Origin of the sequence: Streptomyces cellostaticus (assembly GCF_001513965.1) — a bacterium.
Lineage (GTDB): Bacteria > Actinomycetota > Actinomycetes > Streptomycetales > Streptomycetaceae > Streptomyces > Streptomyces cellostaticus.
In genome coordinates, this window is the sequence record NZ_KQ948018.1 from 112,074 (window position 1) to 131,716 (window position 19,643).

The following is a 19,643-nucleotide window of genomic DNA, read 5'->3' on the forward strand; positions in this document are numbered from 1 at the left end:
CCGGTGACGTTGTCGTTCGAGCTGGACCCGGCGGTTTCGCCTGCCCTCAGGGACGACGTGCTCACGCTGTGGGCGGACGTGTCGAACGCGGGCGGCTCGGTCGGCTTCGTGCCGCCGGTGACCGCGGACGAGATACGCCCCGAGCTGGTGAAGCACCTCGTCGCGATGGCCGAGGGCCGCACCCGGCTGCTCGTCGGCCGGGACGGTACGGGAGCGGTCGCGGCAACCGCGTTCCTCACGTACAACACGCACCCGCTGATGAGGCACTGGGTGTGGCTGTACACGGTGATGGTGCATCCCCGGCACCAGGGCAAGGGGTACGGGCGCGACCTGCTGGAGGCGGCCGCGGACGCCGCCCGCGCCCTCGAAGGAATCGAGGCCGTACGGCTCACCTGCCGGGGCGGCCTCGGCCTGGAACGGTTCTACGGCTCCTGCGGGTACAAGGAGGTCGGGCGGATACCCGAGGCGATCCGGGTCGCGTCCGGCGACGACCGGGACGAGATCTTCATGCTGCTCCCCCTGGCCTGACCCCCGTACAAGATCGGGGCCGCACCGTGCTTCACTGGACGGTGCCCCCTTTTGGAATCGGAAGACTGGATTGAGATGCTTCGCTACACGCTGATGCGCCTCGGCATCTTCGCCGGCTGCCTCGTCGTCGTCTGGGGAGCCGTCTACTCCGGCATCTTCCCGCGCGGCTTCGGCGACTCCAACTTCCTGTGGGTGCTCCTGCTCTCGCTGGTGCTCTCGGCGCCGATCAGCTGGGTGGTGCTGCGCAAGGAGCGGGACCGGGCCTCCGTGCAGATCGTCGGCAAGGTCGACCGGATGAAGGCCAACCTGGAGGCCAACCGCAGCCACGAGGACGCGGTCGACGACACCGCCCGGGCGCAGGGGCAGCCTTCCTGACCCAGGGCCCAACTAGGCTTTGCCCCATGGGTGCCGTGAAGACCAAACGGATGCCGAGGGCGGTCCGTGAGCAGCAGATGCTCGACGCTGCCGTACAGATCTTCGGCCGGCGCGGCTACATGGCTGCCTCGATGGACGAGATAGCGGAACTCGCGGGCGTCTCCAAACCGTTGGTCTACCTGTACCTCAACTCGAAGGAAGACCTCTTCACGGCCTGCATCCGCCGTGAGGCCACCGCCCTCACCGAGGCCGTCCGCGCCGGAGTCCGCCCCGGTCTGCCGGCCGACCGCCAGCTGTGGGACGGGCTCCAGGCCTTCTTCGCGCACACCGCCGAGCACCCCGACGGCTGGTCCGTGCTGCACCTCCAGGCCCGCACCCACGGCGAGACCTTCGCCGCCGAGGTCACGGCGATGCGCGAGGAGATCGTCGCGTTCGTCACCCAGCTGATCGCGGTCACGGCCCGTGAGGCGCACCGTGATCCCGACCTTCCCGAGCGCGAGGTCGCCGGGCTTGCGGTGGCGCTGGTCGGCGCTGCGGAGTCGCTGGCCGCTTGGGCCAACGCGACACCTGGAGTCACGGCACGGCAGGCGGCGGCCACACTGATGAACTTCGCGTGGGCGGGGTTGGGCAATCTGATGGAGGGCCGGCACTGGACTCCGTCGGCGGGGGAGGCCTAGCGCCGTTCGGGTGCCTCGCCGTCGCCCGGTGCGGGTAGTTCGTGGCTGGTCGCGCAGTTCCCCGCACCCCTTGACCAAGCTGCAGCTTGCCTACCCAAGTGGGCGGGGGGAACTGCGCGAACAACTCCCACGTACCCGCACCCGGCGACGGCGAGGCACCCCTACGGCGCCTGGCCCGGCAGCCGCTGGACCTCTCCGGACACGTGCAGCCGCCCCCCGTTCCCCCGCAGCTCGAAACGGCCGGTGCCATCCGCGCCGTACCTCACCGTCCCCGGCAACAGCACCGGCGCCCGGAACTCGGCCCGCACCACGGCGGAGCCGCTCGTGCCGTGGGCGGCCAGGCAGCGGGCCACGGTCCACATGCCGTGCGCGATGGCGCGCGGGAAGCCGAACAGGCGGGCGGTGAGGGGGTGCAGGTGGATGGGGTTGCGGTCGCCGGAGGCGGCGCCGTACCGGCGGCCGACGTCCTGGGCGATCCGCCACTCGGCCACGGGAGGCAGCGGGGCCGGCTCTGCTGCGCGGGGCTCACGGGGCCCCTCGGTCCGGTGCCGGGCGAGATAGGTGCTCCGCGACTCCCATACGGCGTCCCCGCCCGCCCGCAGCTCCGTGACCACGGTGGCTTCGGTGCCGCGCCGGTGCGGGGCCAGCCCCTCGATGTGCACGGCCAGTTCGTACTCGCCGGTGGCCGGCAGACCGGAGCGGCGGACGATCTCGATCGAGGTGTGGACCAGGCCGAGCAGCGGCAGCGGGAAGTCCCGGCCGCTCATCAGACGCATGGCCAGCGGAAAGCCGAGGACGTGCGGGTAGGTGACGGGCAGCGCGTCCTCGCCCGCGGCCGTGCCGGTGGCGAAGCCGCACACCCGCTCGTAGGCGGCCAGCCGGTCCAGGTCCACGCGCAGGCCGGGCAGTACCAGGCGGGTGCGCGGGAAGTCCGCCTGCGGGGACGGGCGCTTGAAGGGGGAACGCAGGGCACCGCGGGCCAGCAGCGGGGCCAGCGCGGGGGCGCAGGCCAGGGTGACGGCGGTCATGTCCAACTCCCACGGTCCTAAGTCCTTACTCTGGAGTAAGGTTACCGGGGGTAATGCCATGTGCCCACCCGGCCGCCGAAGTTGAACGGATGTCACGAAATTTCCGAGGCTGCACACCCCTGGCCCCGGACCACCCCCGAACCCGCACAAGCTCCCCACAGCGGCCCCGTACGATCACCTGCCTAACCGCCGGTAACCCCTTTCCATGGCCCACCGCCGGTGAACACCTCGGCCCACGAGGTACGTACGTCATGCAGCAAGCAGTTCGCCGCTGCACGCCCCAGGAGCCGCCCGTGTCCACTGCTCATGTAGTCCACCCCACCGACTACGACGGCGTCCCGGTCCTCGTGGAGCCCGAGATCCGGCGGCTGGACGGCGCCGTACGGGAGGCGTACGTCCCGCCGTTCGCGCCGCCCGTGCGGCACGGCTCGCTCGCGGACCTGCCGTTCGACAACGCCGAGACGGCCCCGGGTGCCGTCGTGCTCAGCCGCAGACTCGCCGACGGCCGCTGGACGGACGTGACGGCGGCGGACTTCGCCGAGCAGGTGCTCGCGGTCGCGAAGGGGCTGATCGCGGAGGGCCTGGTGCCGGGTGACCGGATCGCCGTGATGGCCCGGACGACGTACGAGTGGACGCTCCTCGACTTCGCCGCCTGGGCGGCCGGCCTGGTCACGGTCCCCGTCTACCCCACCTCCTCGGTCTTCCAGACCCGCTGGATCCTGCACGACTCCGGCGCGGTGGCCCTGGTCACGGAGACCGCCGGCCAGGCCGCCGCGATCGGCCCCGAGCTGGAGCGCATGCCGGACCTCAGGCACCTGTGGGTGATGGAGAAGGGGCATGTGGAGCGGTTGGGGGAGCTGGGCGCCCAGGTGCCCGACGGGGAAGTGGGCGTGCGCCGGGGCATGCTGGGGCCCGACACCCTCGCCACCCTCATCTACACGTCCGGCACGACCGGCCGCCCCAAGGGCTGCGCCCTCTCGCACGGCAACTTCTTCGCCGAGGTCGACAACGCCATCGAACTCCTCTACCCGATCTTCAAGGCGAAGTCGGGCGAAGAGGTGTCGGTGCTGCTCTTCCTGCCGATGTCCCACGTCTTCGGGCGGATGGTGGCGATCGCCTGTGTGCGGGCCCGGGTGCGGCTCGGGCACGCGCCCAGCCTGAAGGCGGAGGACCTGCTGCCCGACCTGGCCGCCTTCAAGCCGACCTGTCTGCTGACCATCCCGTACATGCTGGAGAAAGTCTTCAACTCCGCGCGCGCGAAAGCGGAGGCGGGCGGCCGGGTGTCCGTCTTCGACCGGGCGACCACGGTGGCCGTACGGTACGGGGAGGCGCTGGAGGCCCGGCAGACCGGCACCGGCGGCGGCCCCGGCCGGGCCCTGAAGACGGCCCGTTCCTTCTACGACCCGCTCGTCTACCGGCGCATCCGCACCGCCATGGGCGGCAAGGTCAAGCACGCCATCTGCGGCGGCTCACCGCTCGGCCGGCGCCTGGCCGCGTTCTATGCCGGTGCGGGCATCGAGATCTTCGAGGGGTACGGCCTGACCGAGACCACCGCCGCCTCGACCGTGACCCCGCCGCTCAAGCCCCGCCTCGGCACGGTCGGCTGGCCGATGCCCGGCACCCGGGTGCGGATCGCCGCCGACGGGGAGATCCTGATCGCGGGCGACCACGTCCTGCGCGGCTACTGGGACCCGCAGGCGGGCGGAGTCGTCCCCGCGACCCGGGACGGCTGGCTGCCCACCGGCGACCTCGGCGAGCTGGACGACGAGGGCTATCTGACCATCACCGGCCGCAAGAAGGAGCTGCTGATCACCGCGGGCGGCAAGTCGGTGGCGCCGGCCCCGCTGGAGAACTGGCTGCGCCAGCATCCGCTGATCTCCCAGTGCATGCTCGTCGGCGACGGGCGGCCGTACGTCGCCGCCCTCATCACCCTCGACCCCGACGGCATCACCCACTGGCGCCAGATGAACGGCAAGCATCCGGTGCCGCCGGAACTCCTCGTCGGCGACCCGGAGTTGGAGGCCGTGCTGCAACGGGCGCTGGACGAGGCCAACAAGCTGGTGTCCCGGCCCGAGTCCATCCGCCGCTTCGCCGTCCTGCCCGTCGACTTCACCGAGGAGGCGGGCCATCTGACGCCCTCGATGAAGCTGCGGCGCGAGCAGATCATGCGGGACTTCGCACGCGAGGTGGAGAGCCTCTACGACAGCTGAGACGGTCGGCACCCGCTCCTCGCGCGCGGAGCGGGTTGCCGCCTGGGTCGGCCGTGTCCCGGTACCGATCCTCATACGGCCTTTACGGCTAGTCAATCCTTGGGTTTCCTCAGCAAACCCAAGTGTTAGCTTGGAGGTTGTGACTCTCGATGACCTCCGCGTGTTCGTCGCCGTGTGCCGGGCGGGCAGCCTCAGTTCCGTCGCACGGGAGGTGGGCTGCACCCAGTCCGCGGTCAGCCAGCACGTCAAACGGCTGGAGCGGGAGACCGGCGTGGCCCTGCTCGAGCGGCTGCCCCGCGGGGTGGTCCCCACCCGGGCCGGCCGCATACTGGAGGCGGCGGCCGCCGAGGGAATCTCCGGCCTGGACCTGGCCGTACGGCAGCTCCGCGACCTCCGCGACGGCCACAGCGGGTACGTCCGCGTCGCCACCGGCGCCACCACCGTCCGGCACTTCATGTCCGACGCCGTCGTCACCTTCCGGCGCCGCCACCCCCAGGTCAACCTCGAATTCAGGACCGTCAGTTCGGGACGCGGCAGCTTCGACGCGCTCACCGACGGCACCCTGGACCTCGCATGGATCACGCTCGGCCCTCAGGTGCGCGGCATCGAGCAGCGGGCCGTGGTCGAGCTGCCCTGGGTGCTCGCCGTCCACGCCGACGACCCGCTGGCCGCCCGCCCCCGCCTGGATGCGGCCGACCTGGCCGACGTACGGCTCATCCGGCTGCCGCCGAACTCCGCCTCCGCGGCCCATCTGGACGCCGCCTGCGCCGACTCGGGCGTCCGGTTCGCCTACGACACCAGCGTCGCCGACTGGGACACCGCCCTGCTGCTGGCCGAGCTGGGGGCGGGACGGGCCGTCGTCCCCGCCGTACCGGGGCTGCCCGTACCCGGCGAGGGCGCGCTCAGGCTCGTACCGCTGCCGGGTCTGCGGCCGCTGCCGGTCGGCTGGGCGGTGCGCCGCTGGGACGCGCTCAGCCCGCCGGCCCGGGCCTTCGCGGACACCGTTGTCGAACGTTGCGGCCGGCCCGGCAGCAAACCGCCCCTGTCCGGCGAAGCAGCCGGACAGCAGGGCAAACCGGCTGTTCTGTCTTTGCTGTGAATCCGCCCGCGGCAAGTGACGGAGAGCGGGTAGCGTACGTGGGTGACGATCCACTCGTGTCCATGGTTTGTCACGCACGCGGAAGAAGTGAACGTCTTGGGTCAACGCCCTCGGGAACCGGCCGGGATCGGATCGGTAACGCCCACTCGTAGCCTGCCTTTCCACCCTCGCCGACTCCGTCCCCCGAGCAGAGGCATGAAAGAAGACAACGACGTCCGCCGGATCTTCCTGCTGAACCCGGACCCGCGCCTCGTCCGCGAGGCCGCGCTCGCGGGTGTCCAAGTGCGCTCCGTCCGGGTCGACGTGACGGACGAGTCGGCGCTGCGCGTACCGCTCGCCCAGGCCGCCGAGGCCGGGCTGTGCGTCAACCCCGCCCGCGCCCTCAGGGTGCTGTCCGATCCGGCGGCCGTACAGCGCCTGGTCCGTGACAACCGCCTGTCCCCGGGCGGCACCGAGGCGGCGCCCGGCGATCTGCGGCTGACCGTGGAGACGCTGAGCGTGCACGGCATGCACCAGGCCGTCGGCATCACCGCCCGGATGCCCTACGGCCTGCTCCACCCCGCCCCGCTCACGGACGACACCGCCGCCGAGGTGCGCGCGGTGGTGACCGCGCTGCTGGACCTGGCCGGATACCAGTACGGGCCGGCCCACGCGGAGGTCACCCTCACCCCGGGCGGGCCGGTGATCACCGGCTGCCGGGCGGGTCTCGGGGACGACCCGGTGCCGGAACTGCTCAAGGCGGCCGGCGGGTTCGACCTGGCGGCCGGAGCCATCGAGGTACTGGCCGGACGGCTGGTCCACGCGGCCCGGCCGAATCGGTTCGCCGCCGCGGCCGTGCTGGCCCCGCCCTGGCTGCTGGAGACCGCCGAGGTGGGCGTCCTGCCGCACGTCCGGTTCGTCGCGCCGCCCGAGGCACCGCGCCCCGGGCACTTCGTCGTACACGCCGACTCGCCCGAGGTGGCGGCCCGGCGGGTGGCCTCCCTGCGCACGCTGGTCGTCGGCGACGACCGCTGACCGCCGGCCGGGAACGGATCGGGAACGATTCGGTACGGGACGACCGCACTGTTGATACGTCGCCGGGAGAAGGACGACGACGCCAGCGACATCAACGGGAGGCGGAGTCAGGATGCTGAAGTTCTCGATCCTCGGGGCACTGCAGATCCGTACCGTGTCCGGTCCTGCGGAGATCTCCGGTGACCTGCAGCGCACCCTGGTGCAGGCCCTGCTGATCAGCGAGGGCCAGCCGGTCTCCGGAGAGAGCCTGGTCGAGGAGATGTGGGGCGACGCCGTCCCCGACAACCAGGCCAACGCCCTGCAGGCACACGTCAGCCGGCTGCGCCGCAAACTGCGCGGCCTGGAGCCGGGCCGCGCGGACTCCAGGGTGACCATGCACCCCTCCGGCTACCGGCTGACCGTGGCGGAGGGCGAGCTGGACGCCGAGGAGTTCGTCCGGACCGTACGGCAGGCCGAGGCGGCCTCCCCCGGGGACGCGGCCCGCACCGCGCGGCTGCTCGGCGAGGCCCTGGCGCTGTGGCGCGGTCCGGTCTTCGGCGGGTTCGCGGCGGGCACCCTGTGCCAGCTGGCGGGCGCCCGCTACGAGGAGTACCGGATGCGGGCCATGGAGCTGCGCTTCGACGCCGAACTGCGGCTCGGCCGGCACGCCGCCGTCCTCGCGGAACTGGCCGAGGCACACACCAACCACCCCCTGCGGGAGCGGTTCTGCGAGCAGCTGATGGTCGCCCTGTACTGCTCGGGACGGCAGGCCGACGCCCTCGACGTCTTCCGCCGGATGCGCCGCCATCTCGACGACGAGCTCGGTATCCAGCCATCTCCGGCGCTGCGCCAAGTGGAAAACGCCATCCTGTGCCACGACCCGGCCCTGGCAGGTGATGTGCGATCTACGCTGCTACAGCTCGCGTAACCATGGTTAGCTGTGTGCGCGGACGACACGCACCACGGGTAACGTGAAGTCGCCTTCCCGTGTGGCTCGTTCGGGTACAACCTAGGATTGGCCCGAATATCTTCGGGCTGGGCTGGGCAACGGGGCGGGGGGACGGGTTTGTGGAGTCGGCGGCATCCGGTCTGCCTGTCGTACGGTTCAACATCCTCGGCTCGCTGGAAGGCTGGCATGGCGAGCGACGGCTGAGACTCGGCAGCCCGACCCAGGAACGCGTGCTGGTCACGCTGTTACTGGAGCCGGGACGCATGGTCCCGATGACCCGGCTGGTGGCCGCCGCCTGGGACGACGAGCCACCGCAGACCGCCGGCCACCAGATCCGCAAGGCCGTCGCCGCGCTGCGCACCCGCATCCCGGGCGGCTCCTCGCTGATCGTCACCGACGGCGCCGGATACCGGGCCGTGCCGGTGGACGACCAGCTGGACCTCCACGAGTTCACCCGGCGCTCGCAGGAGGCCCGGCAGGCGGTGGCCGCCGGGCAGACGGCCGAGGCGGTCGGGCATCTGCGGGCCTGTCTGGACCTGTGGCGGGGCCCGGTCATGGCCGGCACCGGCGGCGCGGTGATCTCCGCGGCCTCCGCGGCCCTAGAGGAACGGCACATGGCGGTCGCCGAGCAGTACTTCGAGCTCCAGCTCGAACTCGGCCAGTCCGGCGAACTCATCGGTCCTCTACGCGAGTTGATCACGGCGCACCCGCTGCGGGAGACCCTGCGCGGACGCCTGATGCTCGCCCTGTACCGGGCGGGCCGGCAGGCGGAGGCGCTGGAGGAGTTCGGCCGGGTGCGCGAACTGCTCGTGGAGGAGCTGGGCATCGACCCGGGCGCCGAGCTGACCCGGCTGTACGAGGCCATCCTGCGCGACAGCCCCGAGGTGGCCCCGCGCGTGCCGCAGTCCGTGGCCGACCGCGCCGCCCTCCTCGTACCGGCGCCCCTCGACCGGCCGTCCGAGACCGACCCGGCACCCTGCACCCTGCCCTACGACCTGCCGGACTTCACCGGCCGGGACGCGGAGCTGGCCCGGCTGCTGGAGGTGGGCCGGGACCCGGCCGGCGGCAGCACCCGGATCGTCGGCGTGGACGGCATGGGCGGCAGCGGCAAGACCGCCCTCGCCGTGCACGCCGCCCATCTGCTCGCGCCCGACTACCCCGACGGCCAGCTCTTCGTCGACCTGCGCGGATTCAGCCCCGGCGAGAAGGCGCAGGAGCCGAGTGTCGTGCTGCACTCCCTGCTGCGCACCCTCGGCGTCCCGGACGACCGGATACCGGACGACCTGGAACGACGCACCACCCTCTGGCGAACCGTTTCGGCTCAGCGGAAGCTCCTGCTGCTCCTCGACAACGCCGCCGACGTCGCCCAGGTACGGCCGCTGCTGCCCGCCTCCGAGGACTGCCTGGCGATCCTCACCGGCCGGGTCCGCATGCTCGAACTCGACTGCGCCGAGTGGCTCTCCCTCGGCCTGCTCTCCGCCGACGACAGCACCACGCTGCTCACCCGGATGCTCGGCGTCGACCGCACCGCGGCCGAACCCCAGGCCGTCGACCACCTGGCCCGGCTGTGCTGCGGCCTGCCGCTCGCCCTGCGCATCACCACCGCGCGGCTGCGCAACCGGCCCCGCTGGACCGTGCAGTACCTGGTCGACCGGCTCGCCGACGAGACCCGGCGGCTACGGGAACTGAGCGCCGGGGAACGCAGCGTCGAGGCCACGCTCCGGCTGTCGTACCAGGCGATGGAGGAGGACCAGCGCGCGGCGTTCCGGCTGCTTGGTCTGCATCCGGGGAGTGCGATCGATGCCCATTCGGCTGCGGCGCTGCTCGGCACCGATGTCCATGACGCCGAGGATCTCCTGGAACAACTGCTCGACGCGCATCTGCTGGAAATGCATGAGGCGGGGCTGTACGGGATCCATGACCTGGTGCGCACCTACGCGATGAGCGTGCGGGAGGCCGAGGACGACGAGGAGGGGGCGGTCGGGCGGCTGGTCTCGTATTACACACTGGCCGCTGACCATGCCTGCGACGTGCTCTTCCCTGGTCGCGAGCGCTTCGGTGATCCGTCCGAGTGGGTTGCGTCCGAACTGCCCCGGCTGGACGGGGACGATCAGGCGCTGCGCTGGTTCGACCGGGAACACGAGGCGTTGCTCGGGGTCGTCGCGCAGGCGGGCGCCCAGGGCCTGCACCGCTCCGCCGCGCTGCTTGCCCGCGACATGCTGTTCTACCTGGACCTGCGAGGCCACTACGAGGAGTTCCGGGTGGTCGGCCGCATCGGCGTCGACGCCTGTCGGCAGATTGGCGACCAGACGCTGCTGGGCGTCAGCCTGGGCAACCTCGCCGTGGCCCACTGGTGGCTCGGCGACTTCCAGGACGGGATCGCGACTGCCCAGGAGGCCCTGGAGCTGGCTTCCGCCAACGATCGACGGGGCGAGGCGATGTGCACCGACGTGCTCGGCCTGCTGCACGGGGCGCTCGGCAACTTCGAGGAGGCCCGCAGATACCTGGACCAAGGGATAGCTCTGCACCGGGAGCTGGGCACGCCTCGGGCGGAGGCGCAGGCGCTGACCAACCTCAGCACCGTGGAGACATGGGCGGGCCATTACGCCGAGGCTGCCCGGTATGCGGCCAGGGCTACCGAGCTGAACCGGCGCCTGGGCGAGCGCAGCAACGAGATCTCTTCGCTGACCTGGCTTGCGCTGGCCCACCTCGGCACCGGCGAGGACGAGCGGGCGCGCGCCTGTCTCGCCCAGGCCCTCGAACTGTGCGACGAGTCCCGGAAACCCGCGAACGTGGCCTTCGCCCTCGCCCACTGGGCGCGGGTCTGCCAGCGCCTCGGCGAAGTGCGCTCGGCCGTCGAACACGCCGAGCGCGCCCTGGACCTGGTCTCCACCGAGGGCACGGCCCTGCGCCAGGCGTCCGTGGTGAACGTGGTCGGCCTTGTCCACCTGCATCGCGGTGCACCCGACCGGGCCATGGAACTACACCGCCATGCCCATGAGTTGGCCTCCCGCCTCGGGTACCGCTTCGAAACCGCCCGCGCCCTGCACGGCATGGCGGCGGCGGCGCAGGTACTGGGTGACGAACCGACGGCGCGTCAGCACCGACAGGCAGCGGAAGCGCTGTACGACGCGATGGAGGTGACGGAGGCGGGGCGGTGTCTGTAGGCACAGGCTCTGCGGGCGGCGGTACTTGCAGGAGCCGACGGTCATGAAGAACGGCACCGGTAGGGCGCAAGCCCTTGACCGGTGCCGTCGATGTCGCGGTGTGCGAGATGCGGCGCGGTCAGCCGCGGACTTCGCGGGGGCCGCGCTCGTCCGCCAGGACCGCCCCGGAGTGCACCTGGTGGCCCGACACGTCGGAGGTGACGCGCACCAGGGCATCCTGCACTCCGCTAGCCGGAACGGCCGCCGCCGTGCCGAGTGCCAGGACACCGGCGCCGGTGAGCGCGGCCAGAACCGTCTTCGTACGCAGTGCGATGGTGCGCATGTGTGAACCCCCAGGAAGAGACGGATCGTGCTCCGGTCGCCGGGCCCCTCCCCGACGCCGCAACCGATGCTCCGGGGAAGCGGTCCCCATGCCGTCCCCACCGGTTACCGGACCGGGGCGGTCCCCCGGTACTCCTGCTTTCAACCGCTGTTGCGGCTCCTGGGGCCGGGCGGGCTTCAGGGCGAACAGGAAGGCCTGGGGGACCGATTCGCCGAGGTGGCCGTCGGGTCCGCGCACCGTGCGGGAGCCGAGCGTGAACCCGGCGTCCGTGAGCAGCTCGGCCATGTGCTCGGGGCGGCGCCGGTCCCCGGCCTTGGAAGTCGAGCAGGAGATGGCTGCCGGGGGCCAGGACCCGGTGGAACTCGGCGAAGAGCGCGGGCAGCCGGTCCACCGGGGTGTGGCTGGCGGAGTACCAGGAGACGACGCCGGCCAGCTCGCCGTCGGCGAGGGGGAGGTCCAGCATGGAGCCGTGCTCGAAGCGCAGCCGAGGTCGGCCACCGTCCCGCGTACGCCGACCGGTTCGGCGTACGCGGCGAGCAGGGCCAGGTCCTGGGGCAGCGACCGTAGCCGGGGGTACTGACAGCCGTGGCGGCCGCTTTCCGGCTGACAGGGGCGGGTGATGGGTGGGCATAGGCCGGGGGTCCAGGGGGCGGAGCCCCCTGGTTACGCCACTCCGGCCAGCCGCAGCACCGCCGTCGTCGCGGCAGCGCCCAGCACCACCACCGCGAACGGCGCCCGCCGCCACGCCAGGACACCGCCCACCAGCACCCCGGCCGGGCGGGCCCACCCCGCGAAGCCCCCGCCCTCGGTCAGCGCGCCCGTGGCCAGCAGGGCGACGAGCAGGACGACCGCCCCCGCCGACGCCAGCTCCTGCACCCGGGCCGGGACCGTCACCCGGCCGTGCAGCAGCGGGCCCACCAGCCGGAAGGCGTACGTGCCGACCGCCAGGGCCAGGATCACCGCGACCGTGGCGTTCATACGGCGGCCCCCTGCGGGCGGCGGTGCAGGACCAGCCCGGCCAGCGCGAGCAGCACCGGTACCCCGGCCGGTACCGCGGGTGTCGCGGCCAGGGCCAGGGCGCCGCCGAGCAGCGCGCACCGGAGCAGCGTCGCGTCCGCGCGGACGGCGGGGAGCACCAGGGCCACGAGGACGGCGGGGAAGGCCGCGTCGAGGCCGTAGCGGGCGGTGTCGCCCAGGGCGCTCCCGGCGAGCGCTCCGGCCAGGACGCCGGTGTTCCACACGGCGAACAGGCCGATCCCGGAGATCCAGAACGCCCTGCGGCGCCGTACCGGGTCGCTCTGGGCGAGGGCGAAGGCGACCGTTTCGTCGGTGACGAGATGCGCGCCCAGGAAACGGGTCGCTCGACCGGTATCGAGGAGGTCCGCCACCGCCAGGCCGAAGGCCGCCGTCCGGGTGTTGAGGAGCAGCCCGGTGGCCGCGGCGGCGAGCGGCCCACCCCCGGCGAGCAGCACGCCGACCGCGCTGAACTGGGCCGATCCGGCGTACACCACCAGCGACATCACCACCGGCACCCACACCGGCAGCCCGCCGGCGACGGAGACCGCGCCGAAGGAGACGCCGACGATCCCGCTGGCCAGCCAGACCAGAGAGCTGTCGCGGACGAGTGAGCGGGTATCGGGTGTTCGGAGAAGCGAACGCATGTTTTTTATAATGGACAGCAGGCATTCTGTCCGTCAAGGCGAACGATCGTACCGATGGAGCGAACGGCATGACCGAGACCCCCGCCCGGCTCCCGCTGGAGTGGATCGCCGCGTCCCTGAAGCGCGAGCGCACCCGCACCGGGCTGTCCCTGTCCGAGCTGGCCAAGCGCGCCGGGATCGCGAAGTCCACGCTGTCCCAGCTGGAAGCGGCGAGCGGGAATCCGAGCATGGAGACGATCTGGGCGCTGGCGGTGGCCCTCGGGGTGCCCTTCAGTGCGCTCGTGGAGCCGCCCACGTCCGCCGTCCAGGTGATCCGGGCCGGCGAGGGGCCCACGGTGCACTCCGAGCAGTCCAGCTATCTGGCCTCGCTGCTGTCTGCGAGCCCGCCGGGCGCACGGAGGGACATCTATTACGTCTGGCTGGAACCCGGGTCCGTCCGGGATTCCGAACCGCACATTCCCGGGACCACGGAGCACATCGTGGTTGCCGAGGGGAGGGTGAAGGCGGGGCCGCGCGGGGAAGCGGTCGAGCTGGGACCCGGGGATTACCTGTCGTATCGCGGGGACGTGCCGCACGCGTACGAGGCGCTCGCCGCCGGAACGAAGTTCGTGCTGATCATGCAGCACATGTGAACGGGGAATGAACGGAAAAAGGCAGGAGCCCCGTCGCCGGATGGCGTGGGGCTCCTTGGGTACTGCACTCAGGTTCTGCGATCAGGCAGAGATTCAGACGGGGGTGACGTTCTCCGCCTGCGGACCCTTCGGGCCCTGCGTCACGTCGAAGCTCACCTGCTGGTTCTCCTCAAGGGAGCGGAAGCCGGAGGCGTTGATCGCGGAGTAGTGAACGAAGACGTCGGGGCCGCCGCCCTCCTGGGCGATGAAGCCAAAGCCCTTTTCGGCGTTGAACCACTTAACGGTTCCGGTAGCCATAAGCCCTCCTTGGGCTCAAAAGGGTTGCCCTGCTCCAGAACCTGCACGTGCGAAACGGTGCTGCACAACTGCATTCGTCTGAAAACGACGAGAGCCCGCGGTTACATGCTCCGCAGGCTCTGTACTGCAAGGGAAACCAAACTGCAACTTGCGGCGAGCCTAGCACGAGGGCAGCCGAAAGCAATAGAGGTCAAGATCACGTCACCCGAATGTTTGAATCTTCGGAGAGGCGGCTTGACGTGGGGTCGGTCCCAGCACCGTACAACAAGGGGTCTAGTCTCGCGATGTGGACAATTCCCGCACCCGGCCGCGCGTCGGTCACATCCAGTTCCTGAACTGCCTGCCCCTCTACTGGGGGCTCGCGAGAACCGGCACGCTCCTCGACTTCGAGCTGACCAAGGACACCCCGGACAAGCTCAACGAGTTGCTGGTGCAGGGTGAACTCGACATCGCGCCCATCACCCTGGTCGAGTTCCTGAAGCACGCCGACGACCTGGTCGCCTTCCCGGACATCGCCGTCGGCTGCGACGGCCCGGTGATGTCCTGCGTGATCGTCTCTCAGGTCCCGCTCGACCGGCTGGACGGCGCCCGGGTCGCCCTCGGCTCGACCTCGCGCACCTCGGTCCGCCTCGCCCAGCTGCTGCTGGCCGAGCGGTACGGCGTGCAGCCCGACTACTACACCTGCCCGCCCGACCTCGGCCTGATGATGCAGGAGGCGGAGGCCGCCGTCCTCATCGGCGACGCGGCGCTGCGGGCCAACCTGCACTACGGGCCCAAGCTCGGCCTGGACGTGCACGACCTGGGCGCGATGTGGAAGGAGTGGACGGGCCTGCCGTTCGTCTTCGCGGTGTGGGCGGCCCGGCGGGACTACCTGGAGCGCGAGCCGCTGCTCACCCGGCAGGTCCACGAGGCCTTCCTCTCCTCCCGAGACCTCTCCCTGGAGGAGGTCGCCAAGGTTGCCGAGCAGGCGTCCCGTTGGGAGGCCTTCGACCAGCAGGTTCTGGAGCAGTACTTCACGACGCTCGACTTCCGCTTCGCCGGGCCGCAGCTGGCGGCGGTCGCCGAGTTCGCGCGCCGGGTCGGCCCGACCACCGGGTTCCCGGCGGATGTGAAGGTGGATCTGCTCCAGCCCTAGTCACTACGCTTCCGGGCAGTGAGGCGTACCGGGGGACCGGGGGAGGGGTGGACGCCATGCAGCCGCTCGGAGCCGATGAACCGGCCGCCGTCGGGCCCTACCGGCTGCTCGGCCGGCTCGGCTCCGGCGGCATGGGCCGGGTCTACCTGGGGCGCAGCGCGGGCGGCCGTACGGTCGCGGTGAAGATCGTGCACCCGCACTTCGCGCTGGACGAGGAGTTCCGGGCCCGTTTCCGGCGGGAGGTCGAGGCCGCCCGCCGGGTCGGCGGCGCCTGGACCGCGCCCGTCCTCGACGCGGACCCGGAGGCCGCCGTGCCCTGGGTCGCCACGGCCTATGCGGCCGGACCCTCCCTCACCGCGGCCGTCGGGGACGGCGGCCCGCTGCCCCCGCACACCGTACGGGCGCTGGGCGCGGGCCTCGCCGAGGCGCTGGCGGCGGTGCACGAGCTGGGCCTGGTCCACCGGGACGTGAAGCCCTCCAACATCCTGCTGACGCTGGACGGCCCGCTCCTCATCGACTTCGGCATCGCCCGCGCCACGGACGGCACGGCATCCCTGACCTCGACCGGCGTCTCCGTCGGCTCGCCCGGCTACATGTCCCCCGAGCAGATCCTCGGCAAGGGCGTCACCGGCGCGGCCGACGTCTTCTCCCTCGGCGCGGTGCTGGCCTACGCGGCGACCGGTGAGCCCCCCTTCCCCAGCGACTCCTCGGCCGCGCTGCTCTACAAGGTCGTCCACGAGGAGCCCGAACTGGGGCACCTCACGGGTGAGTTGCGCCAGGCGGCGGCCGCCTGCCTGGCCAAGGACCCGGCCGCCCGCCCGGCCCCCGCCGAACTGGCCCGCCGGCTCGCCCCCGAGGGCGCCGCCCGTCTGGTCGCCGGCGGCTGGCTGCCGGGCGCGCTGGTGGAGCAGGTCAGCCGCGGCGCCGTACACCTGCTCAACCTGGAGACGACGGAGACGGCACCCTCCGGACTGGTGGAGTTCAGCAGCCCTGCGGTGGGCGGGGATGCGCGGGAGGCCGCAGCGGTCGCGGGGGAGTCCGGGGCGGTTTCGGGAGAGTTCGGGGCTGTTCCGGGAGAGTTCGGACCGGCTCCGGTCATGACTCCGCCTGGCGGGCTGGGCTTTCCGGCGGGGGTTTCTCCGGCCGTGCCGTCCGGGACTCCGGCCGTGCCGTCCGGGACTCCGGCCGTGCCGTCCGGGACTCCGGCCGTGCCGTCCGGGACTCCGGCCGTGCCGTCCGGGACTCCGGCCGTGCCGTCCGGGACTCCGGCCGTGCCGTCCGGGGCTCCGGCGGTGGAGGCGGCTGTCGTGCCCGGACCGCGGGATGCTGCGCCGGCTCCCGGCAAGGTCAGTGTCAGCGTGGCCGCGACCTCCGCGCCGGGGGAGAACGGGCGTGGGCGGCGAGTGAGTTGCACCGTGGCGCTGGCCGTGGCGGGGGCGCTGGCCGGTGGGGTGGTGGGGCTCGGGGCCCTGCTGCGGCCCTGGGCCGGTGGTGCCGACGACACGGCGGGCAGCGCCCCGTCCGCCTCCCACACGGCCGAGGCGACACCGCCCGGCGACGCCTACTCGCAGGAGCCGGGCAACCCGGCGGCCGGCGACACCCCGGCCCCCAGTGCGAGCGGCGGCACGGCGGCCGCTATCCCGGCCCGCTACCTCGGCACCTGGGAGGGCCAGGCCACCGGACTCGGCGGCAGCCTGCCCATGGGCACCTTCCGGCTCACCGTCCACCAGGCGGGCGTAGGCGAGGAACTGGGCCGGCTCACCCAGACCGACCAGCTCGGCGCCACCTGCACCGACATCCTCACCCTGAAGAAGGTGACCAAGACGCGCATCGTGGCGACGTCGACGGGCGCCAAGAACAACCACCCCGGCTGCGACCCCACACCACACCCGGTGGAGTTGACCCCGACCGGCGACGACCTGGCGTACACATCGGACAGTTCGGCGGAAGGGAACCCGGTCTCGCGGATGTCGAAGGTGGACTAGGGGCATCTGGGCCGTGAACGCCAAGGACGGCAAGCGGATCTGGCTCTGCGAGGAGGGCAACCGTGCGACGAGGGACTCGTTCCTGAAGGCCGGGACGACGCTGTACGCGGCCGCCGGCGCGCTGGGCGGCGGCATCGCCCTGGAGGCCAGGACCGGCAAGGTCCGCTGGACCTGGGTCGACAACACGGACGCCACCGACAACTGGCAGATCGCCCTGTCGGGCAACCGGCTGCTGGTGACCGGCGGCCAGGAGGTCTACGCGATGCCGGCCGTTTGAGACCGGCCTCACCCCTCGGCCTCACTCCCTAGGATCTCCCCATGAGTACGGGCGTGTTGGTCCTCGTCGCCGCGCTGTGGGGAGCGGCGGCAGGTGCGCTGCTGCCCCGCGCCGCCTATCGCTTCGCCGTCCCGGAGGAGGAGCCGTGGCGGGAGCGGTGTGCGGACGGGCATCCGATCCGCGGGTGGCTCGGACGGGCCCGCTGCGGGCAGTGCGCGCGGACGTCGTACACCGCGTCTGCTGTCCTCGCCACCGCCACCGCCCTCACCTGCGCCGCCCTCGCCGTCGCCACCGGCACCCGGCCCGAGCTGGGTGTCTGGCTCCTGCTCGCGCCGGTCGGGGTGCTGCTGGCAGCCGTGGACTTCCGGGTGCAGCGGCTGCCCGACCCGCTGACCCTGCCGCTCGCGGCCGCCGCCCTCGGCCTGCTGGGCCTCGTCACGCTGCTGCCCGAGCACGCCGGTGACTGGCCGACCGCGCTGTACGGCGCCCTCGCGCTCGGCGGCGGCTATTACGTGCTGTGGCTGATCAACCCGGGCGGCATGGGCTTCGGCGACGTGAAGCTGGCGCTCGGCATGGGCGCCGTCCTCGGCTGGTACGGCTGGCCGACGGTCGTGCTCGGCGCCTTCGCCGGCTTCCTCCTGGGGGCGGTGTACGGCGGTGTGCTCGTCGTCGTACGGCGGGCCGGGCGCAAGACGGCGATCGCGTTCGGGCCGTTCCTGATCGCGGGAGCGTTCCTGGGGCTCCTGGCGGGGGCGTACGCGGCGTAGTTCGGCCGGAAGTTCGACCGTTCGCCCGGCACGGTGCTTGTGCCTCACCCGCGCGGATCGCGATGCTGGTGCGGGAAAGCCGCAGTGGGCGCGATCGGGGGAGAGCCGCAGTGGGCTTACGCAAGATCGAGCAGGTCGTATCCCGGTACCACCCCGGCTTCGATGTGCGGGCCCTGCACCTGGGGCTGGGACGGGACGGGAACGTCTATCTGGTCAGCGGCGGCCGGCCCGAAGGCCGCGCGCTCAGGCTGCGGCCGGACGGTTCGCAGCAGCGCTTCGCCCGGGCCGGGTACTCGGCGCTGGCCGTCACGGCCGACGCGGCCGGGGTGATCGCGATCGCGGAGGCCCACTTCCCGCACCGGGTCGTCTTCTACGACGCCGACTTCGAAGAGCTCGGCCACTACGACGACTTCACGGCCGACAACACGGTCGGCTACTACGCGCCAGGGGCCGTCGAGGCCGCCGAGTCCGGCTCGTTCTACGCCATCGACCAGAACGTGCGACGGGTGCTCAGGCTGAACCCCGGCGGCCTGGAGCGGGAGATCCTCCTCACTGGGCTTCCGGACGCGGCCGTCCCGGCGGGCAACCCCGTCGGCCTGCGGGTGTCCGAGAGGGCCGGGCTGCTCTACACCGCCTGGCCGTCGGCCGAAGGACCCCTGTCCGGGTTCGTCTGCGCCACCGATCTCGACGGACGGCACCGCTGGAGCAAGGAGGTCAAGGCCTCCGGCACCGCATTCGCCGGTTTCGACGTGTCCGAGGACGGCCACCTCCATGTGATCCTCGCCGGCCACGGCAAGCAGAAACTGGCGATCTACGAACCCACGCAGGGGCAGGACGTGACGGGCGACTTCACGCTCGCGCTGCCCGATGACGAGTACGTGGTGCAGGGGCTGCGGCTCCAGGGCGACAGGTACTACGTGAAGCGGGACGACCCCCGGTATCTGTTCGAGGTGTACGACCGCACCAGCGGGGCACGCCTCGACCCGGTGGCCGCCGATGTCGAGCTGCTGGCCGTCCAGTACGACTCGGACGTGTGGACCGCGGGCGAGCGGATGCCGCTGAGCGTCACCCACACCCCGGGCAGGTGGGCGGACCGGCCGCGGTTCCGGGTCTGGCTGCGCCCGCTCGGCGTGCCGGAGCCCGTCGAACTCCCGCTGTCCGGCGGCGCGGTCACCCCGCCCGCCGACGCCCGGGGGCTGTACCACCTACGGGTCTCGACGGACGTCGAGGGACGGCTGTCCGAGTACGTCGTGGACGGCATCGTGGAGATCCGCCCGCCCGGGGCCGACCAAGGCTCGCTGTCCCTGATGAGCTGCCGGATCGCCCACGACGACAAGGGCAATCCCAAGCCGCCGGTCAACCTCAACCGCCTCCACTACGGCCGGGGCGAGCCGGTCACCGTCGCGGTCGCGGCGCGCGTGGCCCCGGGGGTGGCGCTGCCGGGTGCCGTACGGGTCATGCTGACGCGGGACGGTGCCGAGGTCCGGGACTGGAGCGTGCCCCTGGACGCCGGGGGCGGCGGGCAACTGCGGCCCTCCGCT

Annotated in this window: 19 protein-coding genes and 1 pseudogene; 13 read left to right on the forward strand and 7 right to left on the reverse strand. The window is 72.2% G+C overall.

Annotated elements, in window-relative coordinates; genetic code table 11:
- The first annotated feature begins 3 nt into the window (after positions 1 to 3).
- From AQI88_RS10035 to AQI88_RS10045, 3 genes are all read left to right on the forward strand, one after another.
- Positions 4 to 528 (forward strand): GNAT family N-acetyltransferase, encoded by a 525-nt coding sequence (locus AQI88_RS10035; RefSeq protein WP_066995370.1) that lies wholly within the window; start codon positions 4 to 6, stop codon positions 526 to 528.
- A gap of 75 nt (positions 529 to 603) precedes the next feature.
- Positions 604 to 903, forward strand: a complete 300-nt coding sequence (locus tag AQI88_RS10040; RefSeq protein WP_066995371.1) for a DUF4229 domain-containing protein — start codon at positions 604 to 606, stop codon at positions 901 to 903.
- 26 nt (positions 904 to 929) lie between these two features.
- Positions 930 to 1,580: a TetR/AcrR family transcriptional regulator gene (locus AQI88_RS10045; RefSeq protein ID WP_066995372.1), complete on the forward strand. Its 651-nt coding sequence runs from the start codon at positions 930 to 932 to the stop codon at positions 1,578 to 1,580.
- 161 nt (positions 1,581 to 1,741) lie between these two features.
- Here the strand turns inward: AQI88_RS10045 and AQI88_RS10050 are convergent, their stop codons facing one another.
- Positions 1,742 to 2,608, reverse strand: a complete 867-nt coding sequence (locus AQI88_RS10050; protein ID WP_066995378.1) for a MaoC family dehydratase — start codon at positions 2,606 to 2,608, stop codon at positions 1,742 to 1,744.
- A 251-nt stretch (positions 2,609 to 2,859) separates the two neighbouring features.
- Between AQI88_RS10050 and AQI88_RS10055 the strand changes: the two genes are divergently transcribed.
- The 5 genes from AQI88_RS10055 to AQI88_RS10075 all read left to right on the forward strand — a co-directional run bounded on the left by AQI88_RS10055 (position 2,860) and on the right by AQI88_RS10075 (position 11,026).
- The gene (locus AQI88_RS10055; protein ID WP_079057498.1) at positions 2,860 to 4,818 is read left to right on the forward strand and encodes an AMP-dependent synthetase/ligase; all 1,959 of its coding nucleotides are present in this window, start codon (positions 2,860 to 2,862) and stop codon (positions 4,816 to 4,818) included.
- Between the two features lie 139 nt (positions 4,819 to 4,957).
- Entirely contained in the window at positions 4,958 to 5,917 is a 960-nt protein-coding gene (locus AQI88_RS10060) for a LysR family transcriptional regulator (RefSeq protein ID WP_066995383.1), read from the forward strand.
- Between the two features lie 195 nt (positions 5,918 to 6,112).
- Positions 6,113 to 6,931, forward strand: coding sequence for an ATP-grasp domain-containing protein (locus tag AQI88_RS10065; protein ID WP_066995386.1), 819 nt, complete (start codon positions 6,113 to 6,115; stop codon positions 6,929 to 6,931).
- Between the two features lie 112 nt (positions 6,932 to 7,043).
- The gene (locus tag AQI88_RS10070; RefSeq protein WP_066995387.1) at positions 7,044 to 7,838 is read left to right on the forward strand and encodes an AfsR/SARP family transcriptional regulator; all 795 of its coding nucleotides are present in this window, start codon (positions 7,044 to 7,046) and stop codon (positions 7,836 to 7,838) included.
- A 140-nt stretch (positions 7,839 to 7,978) separates the two neighbouring features.
- Positions 7,979 to 11,026: an AfsR/SARP family transcriptional regulator gene (locus AQI88_RS10075; protein ID WP_317933601.1), complete on the forward strand. Its 3,048-nt coding sequence runs from the start codon at positions 7,979 to 7,981 to the stop codon at positions 11,024 to 11,026.
- Between the two features lie 118 nt (positions 11,027 to 11,144).
- Here AQI88_RS10075 and AQI88_RS47025 read toward each other — a convergent pair whose 3' ends face one another.
- The 4 genes and pseudogenes from AQI88_RS47025 to AQI88_RS10095 form a co-directional block, all read right to left on the reverse strand.
- Positions 11,145 to 11,348, reverse strand: coding sequence for a hypothetical protein (locus AQI88_RS47025; protein ID WP_066995389.1), 204 nt, complete (start codon positions 11,346 to 11,348; stop codon positions 11,145 to 11,147).
- 171 nt (positions 11,349 to 11,519) lie between these two features.
- Positions 11,520 to 11,838, reverse strand: a pseudogene (locus AQI88_RS47030) (class I SAM-dependent methyltransferase); the annotation flags it as partial.
- Between the two features lie 173 nt (positions 11,839 to 12,011).
- Complete coding sequence (locus AQI88_RS10090; protein ID WP_066995394.1) at positions 12,012 to 12,326, reverse strand: AzlD domain-containing protein; 315 nt, start codon at positions 12,324 to 12,326, stop codon at positions 12,012 to 12,014.
- On the reverse strand, positions 12,323 to 13,009 hold the full coding sequence (locus AQI88_RS10095; RefSeq protein WP_066995396.1) for an AzlC family ABC transporter permease: 687 nt from the start codon (positions 13,007 to 13,009) through the stop codon (positions 12,323 to 12,325). Before AQI88_RS10095 ends, AQI88_RS10090 begins: the two co-directional genes overlap by 4 nt.
- 68 nt (positions 13,010 to 13,077) lie before the next feature.
- On the opposite strand from AQI88_RS10095, the gene AQI88_RS10100 reads away from it, so the two are divergent.
- Positions 13,078 to 13,641: a helix-turn-helix domain-containing protein gene (locus AQI88_RS10100; protein WP_066995398.1), complete on the forward strand. Its 564-nt coding sequence runs from the start codon at positions 13,078 to 13,080 to the stop codon at positions 13,639 to 13,641.
- Positions 13,642 to 13,734: 93 nt separating this feature from the next.
- On the opposite strand, the gene AQI88_RS10105 is transcribed toward AQI88_RS10100, so the two are convergent.
- On the reverse strand, positions 13,735 to 13,938 hold the full coding sequence (locus tag AQI88_RS10105) for a cold-shock protein (RefSeq protein WP_003992177.1): 204 nt from the start codon (positions 13,936 to 13,938) through the stop codon (positions 13,735 to 13,737).
- A gap of 286 nt (positions 13,939 to 14,224) precedes the next feature.
- Between AQI88_RS10105 and AQI88_RS10110 the strand changes: the two genes are divergently transcribed.
- From AQI88_RS10110 to AQI88_RS10125, 4 genes are read left to right on the forward strand one after another with little or no spacing between them, the layout of a single operon-like run.
- Entirely contained in the window at positions 14,225 to 15,073 is an 849-nt protein-coding gene (locus AQI88_RS10110) for a menaquinone biosynthetic enzyme MqnA/MqnD family protein (RefSeq protein WP_066995401.1), read from the forward strand.
- 56 nt (positions 15,074 to 15,129) lie between these two features.
- Positions 15,130 to 17,058 carry a serine/threonine-protein kinase gene (locus AQI88_RS10115; RefSeq protein ID WP_066996081.1) on the forward strand — a complete coding sequence of 643 codons (1,929 nt, stop codon included), beginning with the start codon at positions 15,130 to 15,132 and terminating at the stop codon, positions 17,056 to 17,058.
- A 13-nt stretch (positions 17,059 to 17,071) separates the two neighbouring features.
- The gene (locus AQI88_RS10120) at positions 17,072 to 17,335 is read left to right on the forward strand and encodes a hypothetical protein (protein WP_066995404.1); all 264 of its coding nucleotides are present in this window, start codon (positions 17,072 to 17,074) and stop codon (positions 17,333 to 17,335) included.
- A gap of 41 nt (positions 17,336 to 17,376) precedes the next feature.
- The gene (locus AQI88_RS10125; protein ID WP_066995407.1) at positions 17,377 to 18,102 is read left to right on the forward strand and encodes a prepilin peptidase; all 726 of its coding nucleotides are present in this window, start codon (positions 17,377 to 17,379) and stop codon (positions 18,100 to 18,102) included.
- A gap of 116 nt (positions 18,103 to 18,218) precedes the next feature.
- Here AQI88_RS10125 and AQI88_RS45870 read toward each other — a convergent pair whose 3' ends face one another.
- On the reverse strand, positions 18,219 to 19,175 hold the full coding sequence (locus tag AQI88_RS45870; RefSeq protein WP_159050330.1) for a hypothetical protein: 957 nt from the start codon (positions 19,173 to 19,175) through the stop codon (positions 18,219 to 18,221).
- Positions 19,176 to 19,643 lie beyond the last annotated feature (468 nt).